The organism is Nocardia pseudobrasiliensis NBRC 108224 (genome assembly GCF_001613105.1).
Lineage (GTDB): Bacteria > Actinomycetota > Actinomycetes > Mycobacteriales > Mycobacteriaceae > Nocardia > Nocardia pseudobrasiliensis.
The window spans coordinates 181509-204333 of the sequence record NZ_BDBS01000004.1 but is presented as its reverse complement, the minus strand read 5'-3'; the positions used below and the strand labels follow the sequence as shown (position 1 = coordinate 204333).

The following is a 22825-nucleotide window of genomic DNA, read 5'->3' as shown; positions in this document are numbered from 1 at the left end:
TCAGGACAGCTGCACAATCGCGGTGGCGCGCCCGAATACTCGGCGAGTGCCCTGTGTCGCGGTCAGAGATATCTGCGCGGTCCCGGAACTCGGATCCAATGATTTGACGCGACCCGCGAACACCACTTCGGCGCGTTCTCCGGCTTCGAATACATAGACGGGGCTGGTCATGCGCACGCTGTACTGCCGGATCGCGCCCGGATCGCCAACCCAGTCGGCGAGGAAACCCGCGCCCAGGCCCATGGTCAGCATGCCGTGGGCGACGGTGTCGTCCAGCCCGACCGTGGTCGCCGCCGTGCGGTGCCAGTGGATGGGATTGGGATCTCCGGAAACACCCGCGTAGTTGACCAGATCGCCCAGGCTCAGTCGAAATATGCGCTCGGGCAGTGGATCTCCGACATTCGTCGATGCGCAGGATCGGGCGAGCGGGTGCGCGTTCCAGTTCTCGTCGGTGTGATCTTCCGTCGCGGCCCCCAGGGGTACGAGCGCGGGCAGGGGCAGATGCGTTCGGCCGACGTCGTGGCGGAGCAGGCGAGGCATCAGGGTCGCGATATCGCTGTCGTCCTCGGGCGCGTCGGAGCGGGCCGTGAAGCTGGTGTACGCGGTGATGGCGCGTTCGCCGCACTGGTTGCGGACATCGTTCTCGACCACGAGCAGGTCGCCGCCGAAGGCGCGCCGGAACGAACACAGCGACAGGACACAGGTGAGCGTGTCGCCTGTCACGACCGGGCGATGAAGGTGGAGAACCTGATCGGTCTGCACCGCCCACGCCAGGTCCACCTCGGGCAGCAGTGCCGACAATGCCTGTTGGGCGGTGCCACCCAGCAGACTCACGAAGGTCGGCGGTGCGAGCAGGCCGGGGTATCCATGCCGTTGGGCCTCGGTCTCGTCGAAATGGACAGGGTGATAGTTCTGAATCGCCCGCGCGAACTCCCGGATCTTCTCCCGCCCCACCTCGTAGTCCCGCGCGACCCGATAGCGGTGGCCGATCGGCATCGCTATGCGGGCGGTTTCGGCGGAGGACTGCATGATCGGTCTCCTCGGCTGTCGGTTGGCTTCGAGCTGTGAGTCACATCACACACTAATTGTTGATCCGACAGAACTTCGGCTCCGACTCCGTTGTAGCGGCCCTCGGGCCGACGCGTGCGCATTTGCTCCTGATCCTGTCCGTTTCATCGTTCGGAGGATGCTCGTGAGTGGATACAAGCCGTTTTATACCGAGGTTCAAGCTCATTACGACCTGTCCGACGATTTCTTCGCGCTGTTCCTGGACCCCAGCCGCACCTACAGCTGTGCGTACTGGAAATACCCGAATTGCACCCTGGAGCAGGCACAATTGGCCAAGATCGACCTCGCGCTGGGGAAATGCGATCTGCGGCCCGGAATGACGTTGCTGGACATCGGATGTGGGTGGGGCGCGACGATGATGCGCGCGCTGCAGCGCTACGGGGTGAACGTGATCGGGCTGACGTTGAGCGAGAACCAGCAGCGATACGTCCAGTCGCTGCTTGATGCCCGGCCTGCCGACGGGCTGCGCGCCGAGGTGCGGTTGCAAGGGTGGGAGGAGTGCGACGACAAGGTCGATCGCATCGTCACCATCGGGGCCTTCGAGCATTTCCGGCAGGAACGTTACGTCGACTTCTTCGCCTTCGCCTACGGTGCGTTACCGGCCGACGGCGCCATGCTGTTGCATACGATCGTCGTGTACGGCTTGAACTACTTGCGCGCCAACGGTATTCCGCTGTCGACCGATGATGTGGATTTCATGCGGTTCATCCGCACCGCCATATTTCCCGGCGGCCAGTTGCCGCTGCCGTTCGGGCCGAAACCCCGCGGCGTGCGCGACTACGCCAGGGAAGCCGGATTCGAGGTGACCCAGATTCAGCCGCTGCAGCTGCATTACGCGAAGACGCTCGATCACTGGGCGGGCGCGCTTCGGTTCAGCAAGGACCGCGCGATCGAGCTCAGCAATGAGCAGACCTACTACACCTACCTGCGCTACCTCACCGGATGCGCGGACAAGTTCCGCACCGGCCATATCGACGTCATGCAATTCACCTGCCAGAAAAACGACCTCCGCGGACAGGAGAAGTAATGCACACCGCACCCATATGGGTCCGAATCCTCGCCGCCGCAACGGTCGCCGCGGCGGCTGTCGTATCCCAGGACGGCCCCGCGACAGCCGCTCCCGTATATCCGGCTCCCGATCCCGACGGCTTCTACGCGGCTCCGTCCGATATCGCGGGATGGGAACCGGGGGAGGTAATCCGCAGTCGCCGTGTGCAATCCGCGATTTTCCCGGCGGTTGCGATCTGGCAGCTGCTGTATCGGTCGACCAATTCGGCGGGAGCTCCGATCGCGGCCGTGACCACGGTGCTCGTTCCGCCGGGCGGCCCCGATCGGCCACTCGTCTCCTATCAACCGTTCGTCAATTCCCTTGGGCTGCACTGTGCTCCGTCACACGCGCTGTTCGACGGCTCGCTGCGCGAGGCGCCCGCGCTCAATCTCCTGCTCGCTCGCGGTTGGGCGGCCGCGGTGCCCGACCATCTGGGGCCGACGAGCGCGTACGGGGCCGCGCAGCTGGGTGGGCGGCTGACCCTCGACGGGATCCGCGCCGCCCGGCGCTTCGGCGCGGCCGGATTGTCGAACAGTCCGGTGGGCATGCTCGGTTATTCCGGTGGCGGGATGGCCACCGGCTTCGCCGCCGCGCTCGCCCCGCGATACGCACCCGAGCTGCCGCTCGTCGGCAGTGCGCAGGGCGGGGTTCCGGTCGATCTGGGCAAGCTCGCCCTCGATGTCGGTCGGTCACCGAATCCGCTGTTCGGCCTGGGCTTCGCGGCCGCGGTCGGGCTCGAACGCGAATACCCCGACCAGGTGCATCTGGATCGACTGCTGAACCCGGCCGGTATCGCGCTGCGGGCCCGGCTGGCCGATGCGTGCACGAACGAGATCATCGACGCCGGAGCCGACCATCGCTTCGACGACTACTTCGACGGCCCGCTCGAAGCGGACACACCCACGGTGGAGGTGTTGCACGCGAACAGCCTCACCTTCTACCCGGGTGTGCCGCGCGTCCCGATTTACGAATGGCACGGTGCGGCGGATGTCGTTTCCCCGCAATCGGTTCGGGAGATGGCCGCGCGCTATTGCGCCTCCGGCGCCCTGGTGGATCTGGACCTCGTCCCCGGCGCCGACCACGGCGGCGCGATGCTGCCGGGCGCGGTGCGGGCGATCGAGTATCTGGGGGATCGCTTCGTGGGTAGGCCCGCAACGTCCACCTGCTGAGGACCTCGGGCGCTCCAGATCGCATTCGAATGTCAAAGCATTCGGCATTCGCCTCATGACCGATCGTCGTGCGCCTCGCCGCGAGCCTGTCGGCGCAGTCGGTGGACCGGATGAGTGACGAGACGGCGGGAGATCCCCGGGGGCGCGGGATGTGGGCGGTGGTCGCCGGTTCGACGGGCGGGATCGGGCGCGAGGCCGCGTTGCGGTTGGCAGAGGACGGCTATTCGGTGGTGGTGTGCGGTCGTGACGGCGATGGTGCGGAGGAGACGCGCAAGCTGATCGAGTGGGCCGGTGGGCGGGCGGTGGATGTGGTGGCCGATCTCGGTGATTCCGCGGCCGTGCGCGGGTTGATCGCCGAAACTGTCGGGCTGCTCGACGGCGCTCCCGTCGAGGTGCTGGTCAACAACGCCGGTGAGACGGGTTGCGGGCCGGTCGATGATGTATTCGACACGGTATTCGCTCTGAATGTGAAGCTGCCCCTGCTGTTGACCGCCGCGTTCGCCCCGGCAATGGCCGAGCACGGAAGGGGCGCGATCGTCAACGTGGGTAGTTCCGGCACGGTGACCGGGGCCTCGGGGCGAAGCGTGGTGCAGGCGGCGACCTCGGCCCTGGTCATGTTGACGAGGTTGTGGACGGCCGAGTACGGGCCGCGGGGCGTGCGGGTCAATTCCGTGGATGTCGGTGGCGCGCACGCCGCTCGACTCAGTGGGCCCAGCGCGGTGGCCGAGGCCATCCGGTTCCTGGTCTCACCGCGCGCGGCTTCGATCCAGGGCGCCGTATTGACCATGAACGAAGGCGAACTCGCGGTCGCGGGTTGCCGATGGCCCACTGCATCCACGTAACGTGTTGCGATCATTCATGTTTCGGCTCGAGCAGAGTGGTGATCATCGTGGTGGCGTGCCAGCGTTCGAAATCCTGGTGGCTCCAGCCGCGTTCGTCGACCAGGCGCTGATAGTTCGTGTGCTGCAGTTGTAGCCACAGCACATCGGTCGCGGCCCGGGCTTCGATGCCTTGCCGCAGCGAGCCCGTGGCCTCGATGGCGGCGACGACGCAACCGGCGGTCTCCAGCAGTTTCTGCTGCGTGGATCGCAATAGGTCCGCCAGATCGGGATCGGTGCCCGCGGCCTGCTCGAGCACGACCTGCAGCGGGCGCACGCGCCGCATGAGGGCTGCCGTATTGGCCGCGAACTGCTCGAGGAGCTGCCGTGGGTCGGCGATCGTGAGAATCTCCGTGATCGTCGAGCCGACCTCCGCCGCGTCGCCGCCGTCGGCGGTGAACTGATGGGCGAGGGCGAACAGCTGGGCCTTGTTCCCAGCGGCGAAGACTGTGGGACGGGAGACGCCCGCGTTGGTCGCGATCTGATCGATGGTGGCGCCGGCGTATCCCCGTTCCGCGAACACCTCCGCCGCGGCCCGCACCACGATGTCCCGAGTGCGGCGCGCGGCCTCCTCGCGCACGGGGGAACGGTAGGCGCGCTGCGCTCGATTGACGTCTGCCATATGCTCGAGTTTACTCTCAGTCATGTCATTTTATTAGCGATCAACCCAAGTTGTGAGCCCCAACGCCTCGACCCCCTACCACCCGGGCCGATCGCCGAGCGTGGTGCCTCGGTGAGCGGGGATGTGTCGGCTTCGACCGATGTGTTCTCCTGTCACCCCCCGCGGAGGCCCGCCGGAATTGTTTCTGTCGGCGATAAGCATATCAGTGGAGAGAGAGAACCTCTCGTAACGTCCGGATGTAACGATGTTTCGAGTCGTCGATTCCGTCCTGATCTCTATTCTGTGAATAGGAAGAGTTATGGATCAACACATCGAATTGAACCCCGACGGGCTGCGCGCGGCAGCCGCGGACTTCGACGATGTCACCGACTGGCTCGGAAAGATCAGGAAGATCCTCGAGGATTCCACCGGTGCCCTGGGTGAGGCGTGGGGCCACGACAAAGCCGGGAAGAAGTTCGCCGACGGGCCCAAGGGGTACAAAGCCGGTAGAGACAATTCTTTCAAATCGCTGTCCCAACTCGCCGATGTGTTGGAGCAGAATGCGAATAATCTGCGCGACGCCGCGAAGGTTTTCGAGGAGAACGAGAGAGCGCAGTCGCGATGAGATGTGAAATGCGACTCGATCGACGATGCGGAGATCTCCGGTGATGAATGAGCGGCTGCAGGCGGATGCGGCGATGATGCTGGAAGCGCTGTCCGAACAAATGCGGGGTATTGCCGAGATCCAGCGTGATCGGGCGCGACTCACCGCGACCGCCACGGCATGCGACAAGCGAATCAGCGTGACCGTCAATGCCGACGGCATTCTCATCGAGACCCGATTCGCCGACGATATCAGCGATCTGTCCTATGGCGAGATCGCCGCTGCCGTCACCCAGGCGGTGCAGGCCGCGGCCAAGAACGTGAGCCAGCAGGGCCATCGGCTGATGGAGCCGCTGCGGGAGCGTAAGGACCGACTGCCGCACCTGTCGGACCTGGTCGAGGGCATGCCGGATTTCAGGTCCGTGATTCCGGCGCCGCAGCCGGTATCGACCGCGCCGCCGAACTCGCCCGAGCGCCGATACGACGACGAGGATTCGGGATTCGGCGATACCGAGCCCGTCGGACGCCGGTCGATGGTCAGAGACCACCACGAGTGAGGTCGCTGCGGGATGAGTCTGTATCTGCCGCCGGAGCTGCGCTGGCTGGGGTGGATCGCGGGCGGCGCGTGGCCCGATGGTGATGAGGACAAGATCTGGGCGGTTGCGAACGCCTACAAGCAGGCCGGTGAGGCGCTGCGGAAACTGACTCCGGAAATCGAGGATGTGAAACGCACCGCGGTCTCCGCGTATCCCGAGGGCGCCGGCGGGGACAAGATCAGCGCGTTGTTCGATCAGATGTTGAGCGGCGATCAATCCATGGATTCGTTGGCGCGTTTCATGGACCAGATCTCCGACGCGATCGAGGAATTCGGCGCGTCGGTCCAGGCCGCGAAACTGATGACCATCCTCTCGCTGGTGGCGCTGGCCCTCGAAATCCTGTGGGCATGGCGGTTTCCGCCCACCGCACCGGCCGAGGAGGCGGCGGCGGAAATGGCGACTCAAATCGCCGTGCGCCGCATGGAAGTTCAGATCCAGAAACGAATCGCGGCCCAGGCGCTGTCGGCGTTCGCGAAGTTCGCCAACCTCGGCAAGGGGTGGGCGGTGAAGATCCTGGAGGGGGCGCTGATCTCCGGCGGGCTGGACGCGGTGGTGCAGGTCAGCCAGATGGGACCCGGTGGGCATCGGAAGCATTTCAACTGGAAGGAATTCGGGACCTCGGTGGCCGCGGGCGGCGTCGGTGCGCCGTTCGGCCGGGCGGCCGCCAACTGGATCAACAAGTACACGACGAAATTCCTCGGGAACAAGCTGGAGAATCCGTGGGTCCGGTTCGGCAACGGCGCGGTCGTGGGTATCGGTTCCAGCCCGGTGTTCGGCTTCTTCGGTGGTATCGGCGCGGGCGTGGTGAGCGGTGACTGGTCCGAGACGCTCGGCAACCCGCACAGCTGGGTCGGCGGTGTGGCGCACGGCGGGTTCGGGGGCGGGGCCAAGGGTTACTTCGGCAACAACCGGTTCGGTGGCAAGGGCTTCGAGGTCGAGTGGAAGCTGCCGGGGGGGGGGTGCGTCGGGGCGCGGTCCGGGGCGGGACGAGTTTTCGTTCGATCCGGGTGGGGGCGAATCCCAGGGCTCCCGCAACGGGTTCGGGGGCGGGCGCGCCACGATCGAGGAATCGCCGGTCGGATCGAACAGCGCGCGGGGTGGCGATCGGGACGTCTTGGATGGTTCCCATTCGTCCGGCCACGGGGCGGGATCGCCTGGGGGCGAACAGGGTTCGCGGGCGACGCACCCGGCCTCGTCTACCGGGGATCGCAGTTCGGAGGGGCCGGTCACGCGGCCTTCCGGTGGTAACTCGCGGTTCGGCCACGGCGGTGACGGTAGTTCGGATGCGGGCAGCTCGGGTCTCGGACGTACCAGCACTGGGTCGGAGGTTTCGTCCAATTACGGTGAGCACGAGAGGCTCTCGAGCAATAGCTCGCACCCCTCGGATGCTTCGTCGATCGGCAGTTCGGGTTCGTCGAATGGTTCCGCGGCGGCCGCGGGCGGCCGAACCGAATCCTCGGCGGCGTCGGGTCATTCCGGCAACAGCGGAAGTTCGTCCGGCACGAACGCGCTGAAAGCGCCGTCATCGAACCTGTCCGAGCACGGCCGCGGCTCGTCGGTGACCGGCGGGGCGAGCGACCGGCCCGCAGGCGGTCCGCCCGGCACACGCGCGGTCCCCGGGAGCGACGGTTCGGCGTCGCAACCGCCCAAGAGCGGCATCCAGTCGTCGCGCTCGGCATCCGACCCGAATATCGTTGCGGGACAATCGCAGCGCAGGCCGCCGTCGGTGTCGTCGTTCGGGTCGGCCGATTCGGAGCCGCTGCTGCGCAGGCCGGGGCCGGCGTCGTCGTTGGGTTCGAATGAATCGGAGCCGCCGCGTCCTTCGCCGTCGGTGGGTTCGGGTGATTCGGAGCCGCCGCGTCGTACACCGTCGGTGTCGTCGGTGGGTTCGGATGATTCGCAGTCGCCGCGCCGGTCGGTGTCGTCGGTGAGTTCGAACGATTCGCAGCCGCCGCGTCGTCCGGGGTCGGTGAGTTCGAATGACTCGGAGCCGACGCGTCGTCGCCCGGTGGGGTTGAATCCCGATGGGCCGCCGCAGGGTTCGCGGGTGACGCCGGGCGTCAAAGTGGTGTCGCACGGCGATCGACACGTTCGGTGGGCGGCTGAGGACCGGGATCGCCCCGACCGAGAGTCCAGCCAGCCGCGCAAACCTGGCACCCGGTTGACGTGAGACACCGAGGGCGACCGAGCACAGCTCGGCCTCCTGGCGCAGCCGCTGATAGCTCCCGCCCTGGCCGCTCAGGTCCTCAGGTAGGACGCGCCATTGAGGTCCAGCACTGTGCCGGAAGCCCATTGGGCTTGTGGGGAGGCCAGATACAGGACCGCGGACGCGATCTCGGCGGGAGTTCCGACTCGTCCGAAGGGGCTCTGGGCGCGCACCGCGTCGCCCTCGGCGCTGGCGAGTTTGGCCTGCTGCCGCTCGGTGCCGACGAATCCCGGGGCCACCGAGGTCACCGAGATTCCGTGGGGGGCCAGGGCCACCGCCATGGATTGGCCGAAGGTGTGGAGTCCGGCCTTGCTCGCGGCATACGCGGGGAAGTCCGGCTCTCCTCGGAACGCACCGCGTGAACCGACATTGACGACGCTGCCCGGCGCGCTGCGGTCGATGAGATGTCGTGCGACACAGTAGGTCAGGTTCACCGCGCCGAGCAGATTGACATCGATCATCTTCCGCCAGATGTGTTGCCACTGCGCGTAATCGGTGTCCGCGACGGAGTGCTGGGTGGCGGGCGAGGTGGCGACGGCGGCATTGTTGACGAGAACATCGATGCCACCCAGACCACGCACGGCCGTGTCGGCGACCTGTTGCGCGGTATCCGGATTACCTAGATCGCCGGTCACCATGATGTGTCCGGAGCCGGGCAGGCTCTCCAATGTCCGTGTCGCGGCGGCCGTATCGGCCCCGTAGTGCACCGCCACTCGATCGCCCTGCACGGCGAATGCCGATGCGACCGCTCGGCCGATCCCGCGCGAGGCGCCGGTCACCAGTACCCGCCTCATCGCGCGAACACCTGCTCGTCATCGCTGAACGCCTTGAACTCCAACGCGTTACCGGCCGGATCGTGGAAGAACATGGTCCACTGTTCGGCGGGCTGGCCGGGGAATCGCAGATACGGCTCGATCACGAATTCCGTACCGGCCGTGCGCAATCGGGCGGCCAGCGCGTGGAACTCGTCGGGAGGAAGCAGGAGACCGAAATGCGGAATCGGCACGTCATGTCCATCGACCTCGCTGGTTCCCCGCGCGTGATCCTCCGCGGCAACGATATGGGTCACCAGCTGGTGGCCGTGCAGGTTCCAGTCGATCCAATGGTCGGTGGAGCGGCCTTCCGCGAGGCCGAGCACACCTCCGTAGAACGCGCGGGCGGTGTCGAGGTCATCGACCGGTATGGCCAAGTGGACGGCCGGGCGGGACGACATGGGTCGGTACTCCTTCACATAGATCGTATTTTCAAGTTGCCAGCGCCATGTCCGAATGTCAACATTAGGACATGACCTCTTCGTTGCCCAAAGCCGCCCGTCGCGGGCTGTCCCATGAAGCCGCCGATGTCATCCGAGGAGCGATCTTCGCCGGTGATTTCCCGCCCGGTGCGCCACTGCGCGAGGTCGAACTCGCCGCGGCGCTGGGCGTCAGCCGCGGATCGGTGCGGGAGGGCCTGGCCGTGCTGGAACGTGAGGGGCTCATCCGCAGCGGCTGGCATCGCGGCACCACCGTCATCGAGGTCACCGCGACCGATGTCGAGGAGGTCTACACGCTGCGCGGTGCGTTGGATCGGCTGGCCGCGGTCAGCGCTCAAACCGCGGCCGACCCACAACAGCTCGCGCCGCTGGACGAACTCGTCGACGCGATGGCGGCCGAAGTCGCGGGCGAGGCATCCCCGTCGCGGCTGCTCGCGCTCGACCTCGCCTTCCACGACCACATCTACGACGCCGCCGGAAATCAACGGCTCAGCCGGGCCTGGCAGGGACTGCGATCGCAGGTGTATCTGTTCCAGTCCCGCCGCATCGCGCTCGGTTACGACTACTACCGGGATCGGGTGATCGACGAGCATCGCGAACTGGCGACACTGCTGCGTTCGACCGATCGCGACGCGCTGGCCCGCTGCGCGGAGGAGCACGTCGACTCGGCGCGTCGCAGCCTACTCGCCCATCTGCACGACTGAGTTCAATCAAGTCTTGACTGGTTAATATTAACCATGCAACATTGAGGTATGAACGAGATGTCCTTCCTGGCCCAGTCCGCACTTCCCTTGATCTGGATCGTGATCGCGGTCGTCGGTGCGCTGATCCGCACGCGGCACAGCCCGTCTCGGCAGGCCGCGTTGGAGACGTGGCAGCGGTGGTGGGCGGTGGCCGCGCTGGGGTGCGGCAGCCTCTGGATGACGATCGCCTTTCTGACGATTCCGACGAAGATGGCCGAGGCGATCGGCTTCGATACGTCGGCGTTCCAGTTCGAGATCGCGTTCGCCAATCTGGGTCTGGCCGTGATGGGTTTCCGTGCGGCGTCGTCGTCGGCGACCGCGCGCGAGCGGATCACCGTGGGCCTGGGTGCGGGCATGTTCCTGTGGGGTGCGCTTGTCGGTCATGTCTTTCAGTGGTTCGCGCACGGTGATCACCAGCCTGGTAATACCGGTGGAGTGTTGGTGTGCGACTTGCTGTTTCCCGCGGTCATGATCGTCCTCGCCCGCCGCGCGCAGCGGCTGGCCACCACCGAACAACCGGTCTCCGCGGCTCGCGCCTGAGCGAGCCATTGCGAACCGATCCCCGCCAGTTGAGAAGAGGCGTCAGATGTTTCGAGAAACACAGGGTGGTCGCGGCCGGGGTTCCTGGGCGGTGGTCGTCGGCTCGGCGGGGGGAGCCGGTCGTGAGATCGCCTTGCGGTTGGCCGAGGACGGGTATTCGGTGGTGGTGTGTGGGCGCGACGGCGCGAGCGCGCGGGAGACTCGGCAATTGATCGAGTGGGTCGGGGGTCGCGCGGTGGATGTTGTGGCGGATCTTGCTGATTCGGCCGCGGTGGATCGCTTGGTCATCGAGGTGTTCCGGTTGCTGGTGGGTGAGCCGCTCGAGGTACTGGTCAATGTTGCGGGGGAAGCGGATTACGGTTTGCCCGAGGACGCGTTCGATACGGCGTTCGATCTGATTGTGAAGACGCCGTTTCTGTTGACGGGTGCGTTCGCGCCGGTGATGGCCGAACGCGGCCGGGGCGCGGTCGTGAATGTGGGTGGTCTGGACGGCATGGCGGGACTGGGGAATGCGGTGCGGGCCGCGGTGGCGGCACTGGATTCGTTGATCCGGCTGTGGGCTGCCGAATACGGCCCGCGGGGTGTGCGGATCAATTCCGTGGATCTGGACGGCGGCGGTGAATCCGATGCGATCGCGGAGGCTGTGCGGTTCCTCGTATCACCACACGCGGCCTACGTTCAAGGCTCCGTATCAACCATGAGCTGACTGCCCCGGTTCGAGCTCGGCGAGCAACTGCTGCTTGATGGGATGTGTTGTGGTGCAGACCAATCCGAAGGCGGCCTGCCGGTACAGGCGGGCCGCTGTCGAATGCGGGTCCAAGGATCTACTGCCGGTCGCGACCATGACGGCCGCGGCCGCGGCGAGGTTCGCGTGAGAGATATCCGCGCGCAGCGAGTAGGTCAGGTCCGCGTTCCCCAGCGCTGGCACGAATCGGTCGCGAAGCAGCTCGTATCGGGTCTCGTGCGCGGCGACGAGGGCGTCGTCGCCGAGGGCGCGCAGTTCCGTGAGATTTCGGGCCAGAATGCCGAGTGCGAGAACCCCATTGGTCCAGTCGGCGAGGAGCAGCCGATTCGGATCGGGACCCGTTATCGGTTTGATGTCGATGAGATAGTCGGCGGGCACCCGGGTGCCGTCGACGGTGAGTTCGACTGTGGCGCTGGCGTCGGCGGCGATGAGCGAGAGCCTGCGCGGATGCAGGCCGTCGACCTCCTCGAGCGGAATCAACAGTGAGGCCAGTGATTCCTGGTCCCCGCGTACTCGAACCGATGCGCCGAGACCATGGATATGGCCCCATCCGGTGACGAACGGCGCTCGGCCGGACAGGACGAAATCGTCGCCGTCGCGTTCGGCGAACAGTGTTGGGGGAGAATAGGTCCCGGCATAGGTGACCCCGCACCGGAATTCGCCCGCCGCCATCGGGGCCAGGTAGCGGTCGCGCAGTGCCGTATTGCCGCTGACGGCGAGTCGGCGCAGGGTGCCGGTGTGCTGGGCCCAGACGAATCCGGTGGACAGACAGCCCGCGATGAGGGTCGAGGCGGTGTCGATCACCGCATGCGGGGTGATCCCCTCCTCGAGGAGGAATCCGTAGAACCCGCGCCGAGCGAGTTCATCGAAGTTCTCTCCCGGTATCCGGCCGGTCCGGTCGACCTCGGCGGCATGTTTGCCGAGAACGTCCTCGACGAGCGACCGCGCCTCCTCCGCCCAATCCTTCGCCATCCGAGCACCCTTCGTCACGAAAGCATTCAGCGTAATTCAACGGCCGCGGCGCGGACTCCATCCCGCGGTCGCCGCGACGATCCGCACCGCGGCGCGACTGATCGGTGTCAGACCCTCGGCATCGACCTTGTCCATCGTGTCGCAGGCGTCGAACAGATAGGGCGGCGCTGTGATGAGTTGCACCAGGGGAATTGCCTCGCGGTGGAAATGCGCGCCGTCGGTGGGCGGTTCGGGGAACATCGCGTCGGGCGCGAGGATCAGCGAGCGCCGCAAGCGCTGCTCGGTGACGGCGTCGCGGACCACGTCCTGGAATTCGGGACTGGTGAACCACCATCGGACCTCCGGATCGGCGGTCGGAACGAGTTTCCCGTCCTCCGGGCGGCATTGGCGTGCGGCGTGTTCGAGGTGTAGTTCGGCCACCACGTGCGGGAGCAGGTCGTCGCGGTGGCGGTCGACGAATGCGCGAATACCGGCGAGGTTGGCCATATGGCCGCCGTTGAGCAGGAACAGCAGGTTGTGCGGTCGCTCGCCCACCGGCACTCGGGACCAGTAGGTGGCCGCGGCGAGGACCAGGGCGATGCCCGAGGCGTCCTCGACCGCGGATGCCCAGGGCGCGTCGTGGTGCGAACCGATGATGACCCAGTGATCGGAGGCGCCGGTCAGGGTGGCGATGATGTTCTCGGTGGTGGCGTCGGTGGTTTCGCAGGTGGTGGCCAGCACGCCGGTGCAGGGGCCGTGCGCCATCATGTCGAGCACCCGCAACGAGTCCGACCGCGTCATCCACATGCCGGGGATCGGTCGGCGGACGCCGTCGTAGGGTACGTAGTATTCGCAGGTCTCCCACGGGAAACCGGTTGTGGCACCGAGGTATCCGGCCGCTCCGGCGGCGATCGCGGGCTCGGCGACCTGGTGCATGCGCGGTCCGAACGGCCAGGTCTGGACCAGGGTGTCGAATTCGCCGTCGGGGTCGTAGGCGCTGATCGCGATATCGCGCAGCGCGGAGACGGGAGCTTCGACGAGGCCGACCTCGTCGACCGCGAGAAAGCCCGGCGGCACGCTGATTTCCTCGGTCATTCGGACCAGCGGCCCGGTTGTGGCCGCCGACGGTGCGCTGAAGGGTAGGGGAAATCCGCGTACGAGGATCTCCCGGCCGGGATCGTCGTCGGAGCGGACGGTCAATGTGGCCGGGCCGGACAGCCAGCGGGGCACCTCGACCGGTTCGGTGCGCACCGCGCAGCCGAGCCCGCGCAGCCGCTCGACGAGCCAGTGCCGCACCGATTCGTCGGCCGGATATCCGGGTCGTCGAATACCCTCGGCCACAATGGTTTCCATCCAGGCCAGCATCTCGTCGGTGGTCGGCAGCAGATGCATGCGATCGGGCATGTCGCCAGCCTATCGGCCACGCGACGAAGGAACCGCACCCCCCAAGATGCGGTCCCTTCGTCGACGCGACCTACGCGGCGTCGGTGGCCAACGGCACCTCACCGGCGGTCTTGCTGTAGCCGAGCGCCTCGACGATGCGACCCAGATGTACGCGCATGAGATTCACGCCCTCCACCCAGTCGTCGACGCCGGGACCGAAGCGGTACTGCCAGCGAATGGTCGCGCGCTCACCGGCCACGATGACCTCCTGCGGCTGGAACTGCGTCGAATCGTCCTCGACCAGCGTCTTCCACCACAGCAGGCATTCCGCACCGCCTTCCACGCGCTCACCCGTCGGCGCGGGTTGGACCGATTCCATGACGCAGTGCTCGTCGATCAGATCGTCGAGCAGCTGGGGCGCGCGCTCGACGAAGGCGCGGTTGAACAGGTCCATGACCTCGGCGGTACTGCGAATCGGCATGGGCACATCCTCGAAAGTGAAGAGACGGTGACCAGACGATTCTGTCGAGCTCGAAACCGCCGGAAAAACAATCTTTTCCGGTGCCAGCGACAAACACGGTTTTTGACGCCAGCTCGCCCGTGTCACGAGACCACCCCGCGCGCCGTGGTGACCAACTCGTCCACCAGCGCCTCCGGGGCCTGGTCGGTCCACATGACGACCGAGTCGATCCGGGGCGCGTCGGCCACCGGCAGTACATGCGAACCGCTGTCCGCGTGCCGCCGGGCCATGGATTCCGGGGCCAGCCAGATTCCCTGCCGCCGCGCCGCGATGATCGGACCGTCCTCCACATCCAGAACCGCCGGATCGCGCATCGACCGCCCGGGCCGCAGGGCATCGACCCAGCCGCGTTCGGCGGCGGCGGAGGCGAAGATCGCCGGAAGCACCACCGGATCCGCGGCCAGCTCGGCCAGTACCAGCGCGTCGTGGTCCGCGAACCGATGGTCGCGAGATACCGTCGCCACCCACGGTTCGGATTGGATGACGGTGTGCCGCAGCCGGGTTCCGTCGAGGGGCAGCCAGCCGAAGCCCGCATCCGCCCGTCCCGATTCGAGGGCCCGCAGTCCCTCCGGCATGGTCCGCACGCTGACCAGGTCCACCCGCAGGCCAGGCACCGCCACCTCCAGGCCGTCGGCCACCCGGATCAGGAACGGCGCTGTCTGACAGGGGCAGCACACCACGCGCAGCCGGTTGATCGATTGTCCTGCAACGCAATTCACCCGTTCAGCCAGCGTCACCCAATCATCGATCAGGGCCTGCGCCCCGGCCGCCAACGCCTGTCCGGCCTCGGTCGGCCGCACCCCGCGCGAACCGCGGACCAGCAGCGGCGCGCCGAGGGTGCGCTCCAACTGCCGGATCTGGGCCGACAGTGTCTGCTGGGTGATGTGCAGCAGCGACGCCGCCCGGGTGATATTGCCTTCCACCGCAACCGTCAGGAATGACTGAAGCAGTCGAATATTCAACTCCGGCAACGCATCACGTGCTATCGGTTCGCGCAGCCGCCGATCCCATTCCTCCGCACCGAAATTCGTCATCGGCACGTCAGAGCTCCGCGTCGACCCGAGCGTTGCGGGTGCTCCACACCGCCACCGCGGCGAGTCCACCCACCACCGCGCCGAACCACAGCACCGCCCGCAGTGCCAGATTGTCGGCGATCAGGCCGCCGAACAGCGCGCCCAGCGCGATGGCGAGATTGAACATGGCCGTGTTCAAAGCCGTTGCCGCCTCGGCGGATTCGGGTGCGGCGCGCAGAATCCAGGTCTGCACACCCACCGGGATGCCGCCGAAGGCCAAGCCCCACACGATCAGCAGCCCCAGCCCCACCGTCGAGGTATCGCCCGCGAGCGCCAACAGCACCAGCACGGCCGCCAGCAGTCCGGCGATGGCGATGAGCGTCCGGCGAATATCACGCCCGCCCAGCGCGCCGGTGACGAAATTGCCGATGATGCCCGCGATTCCGAAGCCCAGCAGCGCCGGACCGACCATGGCCTTGTCCACCCCGGCCACATCCTGCAGGATCGGGCTCACGAAGGTGAAGGCCGCGTAGTGCCCGCTCACCAGCAGGAAGGTGACCAGCACCCCGGCCCGCACCACCGGATTGCCGAACTGTTCGGCCAGTGTGCGCAGCCGCACCGGCTCGGCCGCGGGCAGCGGCGGCAGCAGGAGCAGCAGCGCCACGACGACCACCAGGCCCAGCCCGCCCAGAACGCCGAATGCGACGCGCCAGTCGGTCAATTCGCCGATCAGCGTCCCGGCGGGAACGCCGAGCACATTGGCGGCGGTCGCACCCCCGAAGGCGATGGCCGTCGCGCGCGGAACGAACCGCTCCGGCACCATGCGCACCGCGATACTCGCCGCCAGCGCCCAGAATCCGCCGATGGCGATGCCGATCAGGAAACGCGCGGCCAGCAGCACGGCGAAGCTCGGCGCGAACGCCGATATCAGATTGGCCCCGACCATCAGGGTGATCAGCCCGAGCAGCACCACCCGCCGATCCAACCGGCCGATCGCCACCGGCAGCAGCGGCGCGGTGGCCGAGGCCACCAGGCCTGGCACCGTCACCATCAGTCCGGCCGTGCCCTCGGAGACGTCGAGCGCCCCGCCGACCGATGTCAGCAGACCCACCGGCAACGCCTCGGATGTCACCATCGAAAACGTGCCCGTCGCCACGGCCGCGACACCCAGCCAGCGGCGCAGCGAGACCCGCTCGGGCGGGGATTCCAATGCCGGGGAACCGACAGCGCTCACCATGAGCAAACTCCTTCATCCATGAGAAACCCCGCGGTTCACGCTGACCCGCGAGGCTGGTTTTAGAATGGTCAGCCCGGCCGGGCCGAACAACGACGAAAACAGCAATGCCGCATTAACCGCGGAGTAAGCGAGACAGGAACTTCGTGGAACTGCGCGATATCGAGATCTTCTTGACCCTCGCCGAGGAGCTGCACTTCGGGCGTACCGCCGAGCGGCTGCACGTCACACCGGCGCGCATCACCCAGGCGATCAAGAAGCAGGAACGGCAGATCGGGGCGCTGCTGTTCGAGCGGAGCAGTCGCAGCGTGCGGCTCACCACGGTGGGTGAACAACTGCGCAATGATCTGCTGCCGCACTACGAGGGATTCACCTACAGCCTGCGGCGCGCCAAAATGGCCGCCACCGGGCAGACCGCGGTGTTGCGCGTGGGCCTGATGCCGTTCAATATCAGCGAGTTGCGCGCGTTCTGGGACGAGTTCCGGGAACGACATCCGATGTGGCAGTTGCGACTTCGTCGCATGCACTATACCGATCCGTTCGATCAGCTACGCAGTGGCGAATACGACGCCGTGGTGCTCTGGCTGCCCGTGCGAGAACCCGATTTCGTGGTCGGGCCGACGCTTTTCCATGACGCCCGAGTGCTCGCGGTCGCCGACGATCATCCGCTCGCCGACCGCAAAACGGTGACGCTCGAGGAGTCCGCCGACTATGTGCACGCCATGGCGCCGCTCGCGGTGCGCTACTGGGAGGAGGGATACCTGCCGTTCACCACGCCCGCCGGTCGCCCGATCCAACGCGGCACGCCATCCCTGCATGCCGACGATCTGATCGATATGGTCGGCTCCGGCGATATCGTGCACACCTTCCCCGCTCATGTGACCCGGCACTGGGGCATGTCCAATATCCGCTTCATCCCCGTCACCGACATGCCGCCGCTGCCCTATGCGCTCATCTGGCGTGGCGACGCCGAGAGCGAGCCTATTCGGGCGCTGGCCAAAGTGATCGGCGATCTCGGTCCGCGCCCGCTCTGACGGGATCGCGATTGACGCAACCCGATGGTTGCAATACTATTGCAACCAACAAGTTGCGACTAAGTGAGGTGGCTTATGGGATTCCCCGATCGCATCGAGCGGACGATCGAGCTGGCGCATCCGCCGGCGAAAGTGTGGGATGCGCTGACCACGGCCGAGGGGCTGGGGACGTGGTTCGGTAATGAGGCGGGTATCGAGCTGCGGCCGGGCGGTACGGGCTGGATGCGCTGGAACGAGGGCGGGCACCGTGCCGACCTGCGGGTGGAGCGGGTGGAGGAGCCGCGCGTATTCGGCTTCACCTGGCATATTTTCGGGCTGCCCGAAGAGGATCCGCGCCGAACGTATGTGGAGTTCACGCTGGAGCCGGTGTCGTCGGGCACCCGGCTGACCGTGGTCGAATCCGGCTTCGCCCAGCTCGCGGAGGACGCGTACAAAGTGGCGTTCGAGGGCAATGTCCGCGGTTGGCGCAGTGAGCTCGACGAGCTGGTCAGCTACCTCGATGCGGCCTGATCGGGAGGCGATTGCCGAACAGGTCTTCGTGGCCCTGGCGGACCCGAGTCGGCGCGCGATTCTCGCCGCGCTGGCGTCCGCCGGGCCCGCCACGGCGACCGATCTGGCGACCCGATTGCCGATCACCCGGCAGGCGATCACCAAACACCTGACGCTGCTGTCCGAGGCCGGTCTGGTGACCGCCGAGCCGGGGGAGCGCCGTCGGGTGCGTTACCGATTGTGTTCCGCGCCAATGCAAGTGGCGCAACAATTCCTGGCCGCACTCGCGCGCGACTGGGACGGTCCGCTCGATGCGCTGAAGAACGCCCTCGATCGGACCTGAACAACGATTCGACACCGAACAGGGGTCAGGCCATGAAAACACCACCGATCGTTTCGCAGAACGACTGGGAGACAGCGCGTCTGAAGCTACTGGTCAAGGAGAAGGAGGTGATGCGCGCGCACGACGCACTGGCCGCCGCACGGCGCCGCATGCCGTGGGTGGCCGTGGACAAGCAGTACGCGTTCGACGGACCTGGGGGCCGGGCGGATCTGCTCGATCTGTTCCAGGGCCGCCGCCAATTGATCGTCTACCGAGCGTTTTTCGAGCCCGGCGTCGTGGGCTGGCCCGAGCACGCGTGTCGCGGCTGTTCCATGATCGCCGACCACGTCGGCAATCTCGCCCATCTCAATGCTCGCGACACCACGCTCGTATTCGCCTCGCGCGCACCGCAATCCGAGATCGAGCGGGTGAAGGCGCGGATGGGCTGGACGATGCCGTGGTACACCATCACCGACGAGTTCGATGTGGACTTCGGTGTCGACGAATACCACGGCACCAACGCGTTCATCCGCGAGGGCGATCGGGTATATCGCACCTATTTCATCCACCGTCGCGGCGATGAGACCCTCGGCAACACCTGGAGCTACCTGGACATGACGGCGCTGGGTCGTCAAGAGATCTGGGAGGATTCGCCCGAAGGCTATCCGGCGGATCCGCCGTACCAGTGGTGGAATTGGCACGACGAGTACGCGGCCGCGGTCGACGAGACCGGCGCGCAATGGCTGGACCGGGTCGCGGGAGCCATCGAGCGCGGCGAAGCGAGCGGCACGAAAAAGCAAGCGCCGCAGGACTGCTGCCAGCCTCCGCGGCCTCCCGCCAATTGATAACGATCGGTTCTGACTCCAGCCCGAACCGATCTTTCCGAGTGGTGAATCTCGGGTGCATAGGCTCAGATCTGTTGTGCGCGTCGATCAATGATGTGCTTGGCTTCGACCAGGCTCGCATCAGGAACCAGCTCACGGTAGATCTTGATGGCCTTGATCTTCTGGTCGTTCCGCAGCAACTCGTCCACTTCCACCAGTTGTGCGTCGGAGAGCCCGAATTCCGGAAGGCCCAGATGCTGCATGATCAGATCGAGCTTGCGGTTGACCAGGGTGAGTTTGCGGGCGATGTGGAACTCGGCCTGTAGTGGTCGAAGTGCCATAGGGATGCTCGGTTAGGCTGGCAGTGGTGATCGGGGTTCGGCATCTGTTTCTGGCTGGCATCGTGGCGGCGAGCGTGGCCGCGTGCGACGTGTCGGAGTCGCCGAACACGACGTCGGCTCCGACGCTTCGCACGGCCTGCGACGCCGATGCGGCGACCGGAGCCGTCTTCACCACCGCGGCGCGTCCGGATATGCCCTTCACGCTTCAGCTTCCGCAATTGCGGGGCTGGCAGGTGACGCCGATGGAAGGGCGGGAACTGGCGTTGCGTCGCGCCGATCGGCACGCGGGACGGACGGGCAACGCGACCGTCACTCTCGACGTGTCCGAGCCACGCAACGTTGCCGACAATATAAGCGTGTTCACCGGAATCCAAGGCGACTGGCAACACTGGCGAACCGAGACCGTCGAGGTGTGCCGCCGGGGCGGCTATCAGGCCACCGGAATTCTGCCCGCGTCCGGCGTCGATGGCGTCGACCAATACCACGAGTTCATCGGATTCGATTACCTCGCAGGGGAAATGCTGTATCCGATTCGAATGTCGGTCGAGGCCACGGCCGCCGATCGGGACACCTACCAACCCGATATCGATACCTTCGTCGACGGATTGCAGGTCGTGCCGGCCAGCTGAGCCGCGTCGTTCAGATCGCCCGCTCGCCCTGGTCGTGCGCCAGGATCATGTCGCGGAGCGAGAATCCCCGTTCTGTCAGGCGCGGGTCGGCGTAGGCGGGCTCACCGGTCGGTGTGGCGAACCGGACCTCGATCCCGGCGTCGCTCAGGGTGGCCCACGGGACCGCGGCCTCGGTCGGATCGTATTCGGAATCGGGGAGCAGGAAAACGATCACGGTCGATCCTTTCGACACGCTCGACAGTCGCGGGGTGACGCGCCCTCCTGCCGATGATCGCGCGACATGATCTCACCCGCGGGCGGCGACAGATCTTGTGTGTCGAAGTGGAGCAAGAACCCCCGCTCAGCGAAACGCCGAGCGGACCCTCGTGATCAGGCGTCCGCCCACGACCGCGGACAGCGGGGCCAGGAACCACAGGATCCAGACGTAGGGCGTCACCCAGGCCAGCCCCACAGTGATCGCGAAGACCGCGGCGACCGCGTAGGACGCGTCGGCGCTGGAACGCAGATCGGCGGGCGTGGTGGCCTCGGTGAGGATCGAGCCCCGGGCGGCCAGCTCCTTCACCACGCCCTCGCTGGCGAAAAGCGGTGCGGCCGTTGCCGCGAACAGGCAGATCGCCAGCTTGTTGTCCGGGGCATGGCCGAATACCGCGGTCGAGTACGGCAGGACCGCCGCGAACAGCAGCAGCGGCGCATGCCACGCCAAGGTGTGGCGATCGAGTCGATGCACCTCGTAGATCAGTGTGTGGTGGCGACGCCAGACCGACCACAGCAGAGAGAATGCCAGCACGAACGCCAGGAACGAGGCCCGCTCGTGCCAGAGGAATGTGGCCAGGGCATGCGGATCGGCCAGCTGCTCACCCTCCGGCCGCTTGATCTCGATGACCAGCAGGGTGATCGCGATCGCGAGTACGGCATCGGCGAACGCGCCGATCCGATGCGGCTCCCAGCTCGCCTCCGATACCTCCGCGCCCCGTTGCGGTTTCATCAAGCCTCCATCGGTCGTCCACATGCCATGCGGCGGTGGCGAGACTACTGGCCTATGAGTGGGGCGGCACGCCGTGGCGGGTGGTGATCAACGGGGGAGCAGTTGGCCGTTCCGAATACGCCGCGGCGTCGCCTGCTGTGGTTCGGGCTGGCCGGAATCGCCACGGGCCCAGGTCTGCTCGGTCACCGAGAGGGTGTCCGGCTCGTCCCAATGCAGATCGCTCAGTTGATACGGCAGATCCGTACTGTTCGGATCCGCGCCGGTCACCGATGTGATCTTGCCGGAGTCGGTATCGACCATGAAGACGCTGTCCGTGGTCGCCGGGCCGGATTTGAAACCGCCGAGCATCGCGAAACGACGCCCGTCGGGCGCGGTGACAGCGTCGCGCAGCACGGTATTGGATTCGACGACGCCGAGGTAGCGAATTGTGCCGTCGTTCGCTTCGACATACAGGTCGTTGAGCACCGCATAGGCCCCGGCCAGTTGCGAACGGTTCATCAACTTCCCGCTGGGGGAGCTGGCCAGCGCTTTCGTCTGCACCGGCGCGTCCTGTGAGCCGCCGCGGGTCGGAAACGGCGGCAGGGATGTCGGGGCGGCGTCGGGCGAGGAGGAGCTGCTCGGCCGGTCCGATTTCGGACTCGCGTCATCGCACGCCCCGGTGAAAAAGACGGTGGTGGTAATGCCGACGAGAACCGTCGCCGACAGATATCGCGAGCTTGGCATCGGTTCTCCTTGCCGCGTGATCTCAGGCCATCGAGGCGAGCCAGTTGTGCATCCAGCCGGTCGCCGATTCACCGCCCACGTCGTAGTGCGGATAATTGACGTGAACCTCTGATCCGTAGAAGGTCTGCAACTGCTGAGCAACCTGTTGAAATCCACGATAACTCAGCTGATCCTCGAGCGTCGGCAGGCCCCCGTGGGCCATCAGATCGGCGATGAGGGTCTGGGTTTCGGTCTCGTATCGCACCAGATCCGCCGGATCCAATCCGCTTGCCTGGACGGCCAATCCGGCGAAACGGGCGACGAAATCGTTCGACGGTGTCGCACAGTAGAGATCACCGACCGCGCAGATGGTGTGCGTTCGCGCGGTGAGCGCGCCGAAACCACCGGGTCGCGGTCCGCCGATCCCGGACCCGGGCACCGGCGGGCCGACCAGCAGATCGTGCGGGGCGCGCTGCGGATCGGAGATCAGGCCGACGCCCGCGATTCGATCCGGGGACACTCCGCCGGAGCCGGAACCGATCAGGGCGGCCAGATCGCCCGCGGCGTCGGCGCCCTGGCTGTAGCCGACCAGCGCGATCCGGGTCGATGCGCACCGCCGCGCCATCGCGACGACCAGTTGCCGCGCACGGCCGACCGCCTCGACCTTGGAGTGTCCGTAAACCTCTCGCTCCCAAGGGAATGCGGTCGCCGCGTAGTTCACGAAATCGGTGCGCACCGAATCGGGCAGGCCGTCGGTCGCCAGCGCGAGCATGCCGCGCGGCGCATCCCCGCTGTTCTGATCGGAGGTCTCCCAGGTTCCCGGCACGGCGACCACATATAAACCGGGACAGGGCCTCTCGGCCCGGGCGGGCGCACCGGCCCAGACCATGCCGACGGTCAGCGACGCCGCGGCCGCCAGCATCGCGGCGGCCCGTATTCCACGCATGAC

The 22825-nt window shown here is 66.5% G+C and carries 29 protein-coding genes; 14 read left to right on the top strand and 15 right to left on the bottom strand.

Features of this window, described 5'->3' with window-relative positions; genetic code table 11:
* The gene (locus NP4_RS05830) at positions 1-1029 is read right to left on the bottom strand and encodes a fused (3R)-hydroxyacyl-ACP dehydratase subunits HadA/HadB (RefSeq protein WP_067992995.1); all 1029 of its coding nucleotides are present in this window, start codon (positions 1027-1029) and stop codon (positions 1-3) included.
* Positions 1030-1186: 157 nt separating this feature from the next.
* On the opposite strand from NP4_RS05830, the gene NP4_RS05825 reads away from it, so the two are divergent.
* From NP4_RS05825 to NP4_RS05815, 3 genes are all read left to right on the top strand, one after another.
* Entirely contained in the window at positions 1187-2095 is a 909-nt protein-coding gene (locus NP4_RS05825) for a cyclopropane mycolic acid synthase family methyltransferase (protein WP_067992993.1), read from the top strand.
* The gene (locus NP4_RS05820; RefSeq protein ID WP_067992990.1) at positions 2095-3285 is read left to right on the top strand and encodes a lipase family protein; all 1191 of its coding nucleotides are present in this window, start codon (positions 2095-2097) and stop codon (positions 3283-3285) included. The genes NP4_RS05825 and NP4_RS05820 overlap by 1 nt, the downstream gene beginning before the upstream one ends.
* A gap of 110 nt (positions 3286-3395) precedes the next feature.
* On the top strand, positions 3396-4127 hold the full coding sequence (locus NP4_RS05815; protein ID WP_067993683.1) for an SDR family NAD(P)-dependent oxidoreductase: 732 nt from the start codon (positions 3396-3398) through the stop codon (positions 4125-4127).
* Between the two features lie 10 nt (positions 4128-4137).
* Here NP4_RS05815 and NP4_RS05810 read toward each other — a convergent pair whose 3' ends face one another.
* On the bottom strand, positions 4138-4785 hold the full coding sequence (locus NP4_RS05810; RefSeq protein ID WP_169813664.1) for a TetR/AcrR family transcriptional regulator: 648 nt from the start codon (positions 4783-4785) through the stop codon (positions 4138-4140).
* A 298-nt stretch (positions 4786-5083) separates the two neighbouring features.
* Between NP4_RS05810 and NP4_RS05805 the strand changes: the two genes are divergently transcribed.
* The 3 genes from NP4_RS05805 to NP4_RS05795 are packed head-to-tail and all read left to right on the top strand — an operon-like array spanning position 5084 to position 7211.
* Entirely contained in the window at positions 5084-5389 is a 306-nt protein-coding gene (locus NP4_RS05805) for a WXG100 family type VII secretion target (protein ID WP_067992985.1), read from the top strand.
* A gap of 43 nt (positions 5390-5432) precedes the next feature.
* A complete protein-coding gene (locus NP4_RS05800; RefSeq protein ID WP_245997318.1) occupies positions 5433-5924 on the top strand; it encodes a YbaB/EbfC family nucleoid-associated protein in 492 nt (163 codons plus the stop codon).
* Positions 5925-5936: 12 nt separating this feature from the next.
* Positions 5937-7211 (top strand): WXG100-like domain-containing protein, encoded by a 1275-nt coding sequence (locus NP4_RS05795; RefSeq protein ID WP_067992979.1) that lies wholly within the window; start codon positions 5937-5939, stop codon positions 7209-7211.
* A 222-nt stretch (positions 7212-7433) separates the two neighbouring features.
* On the opposite strand, the gene NP4_RS05790 is transcribed toward NP4_RS05795, so the two are convergent.
* The 3 genes from NP4_RS05790 to NP4_RS05780 all read right to left on the bottom strand — a co-directional run bounded on the left by NP4_RS05790 (position 7434) and on the right by NP4_RS05780 (position 9382).
* Positions 7434-8027, bottom strand: coding sequence for a hypothetical protein (locus NP4_RS05790; protein ID WP_067992976.1), 594 nt, complete (start codon positions 8025-8027; stop codon positions 7434-7436).
* Positions 8028-8201: 174 nt separating this feature from the next.
* Positions 8202-8963 carry an SDR family NAD(P)-dependent oxidoreductase gene (locus NP4_RS05785; RefSeq protein ID WP_067992972.1) on the bottom strand — a complete coding sequence of 254 codons (762 nt, stop codon included), beginning with the start codon at positions 8961-8963 and terminating at the stop codon, positions 8202-8204.
* Positions 8960-9382 carry a VOC family protein gene (locus tag NP4_RS05780; protein ID WP_067992970.1) on the bottom strand — a complete coding sequence of 141 codons (423 nt, stop codon included), beginning with the start codon at positions 9380-9382 and terminating at the stop codon, positions 8960-8962. The genes NP4_RS05785 and NP4_RS05780 overlap by 4 nt, the downstream gene beginning before the upstream one ends.
* A 71-nt stretch (positions 9383-9453) precedes the next feature.
* Between NP4_RS05780 and NP4_RS05775 the strand changes: the two genes are divergently transcribed.
* The 3 genes from NP4_RS05775 to NP4_RS05765 are packed head-to-tail and all read left to right on the top strand — an operon-like array spanning position 9454 to position 11410.
* Positions 9454-10125, top strand: a complete 672-nt coding sequence (locus NP4_RS05775; protein ID WP_067992965.1) for a GntR family transcriptional regulator — start codon at positions 9454-9456, stop codon at positions 10123-10125.
* A 48-nt stretch (positions 10126-10173) separates the two neighbouring features.
* Positions 10174-10704: a DUF6790 family protein gene (locus NP4_RS05770; RefSeq protein WP_067992962.1), complete on the top strand. Its 531-nt coding sequence runs from the start codon at positions 10174-10176 to the stop codon at positions 10702-10704.
* Between the two features lie 46 nt (positions 10705-10750).
* Positions 10751-11410, top strand: coding sequence for an SDR family NAD(P)-dependent oxidoreductase (locus tag NP4_RS05765; protein ID WP_067992959.1), 660 nt, complete (start codon positions 10751-10753; stop codon positions 11408-11410).
* On the opposite strand, the gene NP4_RS05760 is transcribed toward NP4_RS05765, so the two are convergent.
* The 5 genes from NP4_RS05760 to NP4_RS05740 form a co-directional block, all read right to left on the bottom strand.
* Complete coding sequence (locus NP4_RS05760) at positions 11396-12421, bottom strand: acyl-CoA dehydrogenase family protein (RefSeq protein WP_067992956.1); 1026 nt, start codon at positions 12419-12421, stop codon at positions 11396-11398. The genes NP4_RS05765 and NP4_RS05760 overlap by 15 nt on opposite strands.
* A 36-nt stretch (positions 12422-12457) precedes the next feature.
* The gene (locus NP4_RS05755) at positions 12458-13804 is read right to left on the bottom strand and encodes a M28 family metallopeptidase (protein WP_211335795.1); all 1347 of its coding nucleotides are present in this window, start codon (positions 13802-13804) and stop codon (positions 12458-12460) included.
* A 70-nt stretch (positions 13805-13874) separates the two neighbouring features.
* Complete coding sequence (locus NP4_RS05750) at positions 13875-14264, bottom strand: nuclear transport factor 2 family protein (RefSeq protein WP_067992953.1); 390 nt, start codon at positions 14262-14264, stop codon at positions 13875-13877.
* A gap of 122 nt (positions 14265-14386) precedes the next feature.
* The gene (locus NP4_RS05745) at positions 14387-15337 is read right to left on the bottom strand and encodes a LysR family transcriptional regulator (protein ID WP_245997307.1); all 951 of its coding nucleotides are present in this window, start codon (positions 15335-15337) and stop codon (positions 14387-14389) included.
* A gap of 7 nt (positions 15338-15344) precedes the next feature.
* Entirely contained in the window at positions 15345-16553 is a 1209-nt protein-coding gene (locus tag NP4_RS05740) for an MFS transporter (protein WP_067992950.1), read from the bottom strand.
* Between the two features lie 143 nt (positions 16554-16696).
* Between NP4_RS05740 and NP4_RS05735 the strand changes: the two genes are divergently transcribed.
* The 4 genes from NP4_RS05735 to NP4_RS05720 all read left to right on the top strand — a co-directional run bounded on the left by NP4_RS05735 (position 16697) and on the right by NP4_RS05720 (position 19240).
* On the top strand, positions 16697-17584 hold the full coding sequence (locus NP4_RS05735) for a LysR family transcriptional regulator (protein WP_067992946.1): 888 nt from the start codon (positions 16697-16699) through the stop codon (positions 17582-17584).
* 75 nt (positions 17585-17659) lie between these two features.
* Entirely contained in the window at positions 17660-18094 is a 435-nt protein-coding gene (locus NP4_RS05730; RefSeq protein WP_067992943.1) for an SRPBCC domain-containing protein, read from the top strand.
* Positions 18084-18416, top strand: coding sequence for an ArsR/SmtB family transcription factor (locus tag NP4_RS05725; protein ID WP_067992940.1), 333 nt, complete (start codon positions 18084-18086; stop codon positions 18414-18416). Before NP4_RS05730 ends, NP4_RS05725 begins: the two co-directional genes overlap by 11 nt.
* A 32-nt stretch (positions 18417-18448) precedes the next feature.
* On the top strand, positions 18449-19240 hold the full coding sequence (locus NP4_RS05720) for a DUF899 domain-containing protein (protein ID WP_067992937.1): 792 nt from the start codon (positions 18449-18451) through the stop codon (positions 19238-19240).
* Between the two features lie 65 nt (positions 19241-19305).
* Here the strand turns inward: NP4_RS05720 and NP4_RS05715 are convergent, their stop codons facing one another.
* The gene (locus NP4_RS05715; RefSeq protein WP_067992934.1) at positions 19306-19560 is read right to left on the bottom strand and encodes a hypothetical protein; all 255 of its coding nucleotides are present in this window, start codon (positions 19558-19560) and stop codon (positions 19306-19308) included.
* Positions 19561-19586: 26 nt separating this feature from the next.
* Here NP4_RS05715 and NP4_RS05710 point away from each other — a divergent pair, with 26 nt between their 5' ends.
* Positions 19587-20189, top strand: coding sequence for a hypothetical protein (locus NP4_RS05710; RefSeq protein ID WP_147287863.1), 603 nt, complete (start codon positions 19587-19589; stop codon positions 20187-20189).
* 10 nt (positions 20190-20199) lie between these two features.
* Here NP4_RS05710 and NP4_RS05705 read toward each other — a convergent pair whose 3' ends face one another.
* The 4 genes from NP4_RS05705 to NP4_RS05690 form a co-directional block, all read right to left on the bottom strand.
* The gene (locus NP4_RS05705) at positions 20200-20403 is read right to left on the bottom strand and encodes a type 1 glutamine amidotransferase domain-containing protein (protein ID WP_067992928.1); all 204 of its coding nucleotides are present in this window, start codon (positions 20401-20403) and stop codon (positions 20200-20202) included.
* A 126-nt stretch (positions 20404-20529) separates the two neighbouring features.
* Positions 20530-21174: a TMEM175 family protein gene (locus tag NP4_RS39685; RefSeq protein ID WP_169813663.1), complete on the bottom strand. Its 645-nt coding sequence runs from the start codon at positions 21172-21174 to the stop codon at positions 20530-20532.
* An 87-nt stretch (positions 21175-21261) separates the two neighbouring features.
* Positions 21262-21897 carry a hypothetical protein gene (locus NP4_RS05695; protein ID WP_067992925.1) on the bottom strand — a complete coding sequence of 212 codons (636 nt, stop codon included), beginning with the start codon at positions 21895-21897 and terminating at the stop codon, positions 21262-21264.
* A gap of 22 nt (positions 21898-21919) precedes the next feature.
* Complete coding sequence (locus tag NP4_RS05690; RefSeq protein ID WP_067992922.1) at positions 21920-22822, bottom strand: cutinase family protein; 903 nt, start codon at positions 22820-22822, stop codon at positions 21920-21922.
* Between the last annotated feature and the right edge of the window lie 3 nt (positions 22823-22825).

Bases quoted from the DNA above. Each gene is read 5' to 3' on its own strand.
- NP4_RS05775 (WP_067992965.1), top strand. From the start codon at position 9,454: ATGACCTCTTCGTTGCCCAAAGCCGCCCGTCGCGGGCTGTCCCATGAA.
- NP4_RS05695 (WP_067992925.1), bottom strand. From the start codon at position 21,897: ATGCCAAGCTCGCGATATCTGTCGGCGACGGTTCTCGTCGGCATTACC.
- NP4_RS05830 (WP_067992995.1), bottom strand. From the start codon at position 1,029: ATGCAGTCCTCCGCCGAAACCGCCCGCATAGCGATGCCGATCGGCCAC.
- NP4_RS05765 (WP_067992959.1), top strand. From the start codon at position 10,751: ATGTTTCGAGAAACACAGGGTGGTCGCGGCCGGGGTTCCTGGGCGGTG.
- NP4_RS05795 (WP_067992979.1), top strand. From the start codon at position 5,937: ATGAGTCTGTATCTGCCGCCGGAGCTGCGCTGGCTGGGGTGGATCGCG.
- NP4_RS05800 (WP_245997318.1), top strand. From the start codon at position 5,433: ATGAATGAGCGGCTGCAGGCGGATGCGGCGATGATGCTGGAAGCGCTG.
- NP4_RS05720 (WP_067992937.1), top strand. From the start codon at position 18,449: ATGAAAACACCACCGATCGTTTCGCAGAACGACTGGGAGACAGCGCGT.
- NP4_RS05755 (WP_211335795.1), bottom strand. From the start codon at position 13,804: ATGCCCGATCGCATGCATCTGCTGCCGACCACCGACGAGATGCTGGCC.
- NP4_RS05815 (WP_067993683.1), top strand. From the start codon at position 3,396: ATGAGTGACGAGACGGCGGGAGATCCCCGGGGGCGCGGGATGTGGGCG.
- NP4_RS05715 (WP_067992934.1), bottom strand. From the start codon at position 19,560: ATGGCACTTCGACCACTACAGGCCGAGTTCCACATCGCCCGCAAACTC.
- NP4_RS05805 (WP_067992985.1), top strand. From the start codon at position 5,084: ATGGATCAACACATCGAATTGAACCCCGACGGGCTGCGCGCGGCAGCC.
- NP4_RS05760 (WP_067992956.1), bottom strand. From the start codon at position 12,421: ATGGCGAAGGATTGGGCGGAGGAGGCGCGGTCGCTCGTCGAGGACGTT.
- NP4_RS05750 (WP_067992953.1), bottom strand. From the start codon at position 14,264: ATGCCGATTCGCAGTACCGCCGAGGTCATGGACCTGTTCAACCGCGCC.
- NP4_RS05745 (WP_245997307.1), bottom strand. From the start codon at position 15,337: ATGACGAATTTCGGTGCGGAGGAATGGGATCGGCGGCTGCGCGAACCG.
- NP4_RS05820 (WP_067992990.1), top strand. From the start codon at position 2,095: ATGCACACCGCACCCATATGGGTCCGAATCCTCGCCGCCGCAACGGTC.
- NP4_RS39685 (WP_169813663.1), bottom strand. From the start codon at position 21,174: ATGAAACCGCAACGGGGCGCGGAGGTATCGGAGGCGAGCTGGGAGCCG.
- NP4_RS05740 (WP_067992950.1), bottom strand. From the start codon at position 16,553: ATGGTGAGCGCTGTCGGTTCCCCGGCATTGGAATCCCCGCCCGAGCGG.
- NP4_RS05810 (WP_169813664.1), bottom strand. From the start codon at position 4,785: ATGGCAGACGTCAATCGAGCGCAGCGCGCCTACCGTTCCCCCGTGCGC.
- NP4_RS05725 (WP_067992940.1), top strand. From the start codon at position 18,084: ATGCGGCCTGATCGGGAGGCGATTGCCGAACAGGTCTTCGTGGCCCTG.
- NP4_RS05770 (WP_067992962.1), top strand. From the start codon at position 10,174: ATGAACGAGATGTCCTTCCTGGCCCAGTCCGCACTTCCCTTGATCTGG.
- NP4_RS05785 (WP_067992972.1), bottom strand. From the start codon at position 8,963: ATGAGGCGGGTACTGGTGACCGGCGCCTCGCGCGGGATCGGCCGAGCG.
- NP4_RS05780 (WP_067992970.1), bottom strand. From the start codon at position 9,382: ATGTCGTCCCGCCCGGCCGTCCACTTGGCCATACCGGTCGATGACCTC.
- NP4_RS05730 (WP_067992943.1), top strand. From the start codon at position 17,660: ATGGGATTCCCCGATCGCATCGAGCGGACGATCGAGCTGGCGCATCCG.
- NP4_RS05825 (WP_067992993.1), top strand. From the start codon at position 1,187: ATGCTCGTGAGTGGATACAAGCCGTTTTATACCGAGGTTCAAGCTCAT.
- NP4_RS05690 (WP_067992922.1), bottom strand. From the start codon at position 22,822: ATGCGTGGAATACGGGCCGCCGCGATGCTGGCGGCCGCGGCGTCGCTG.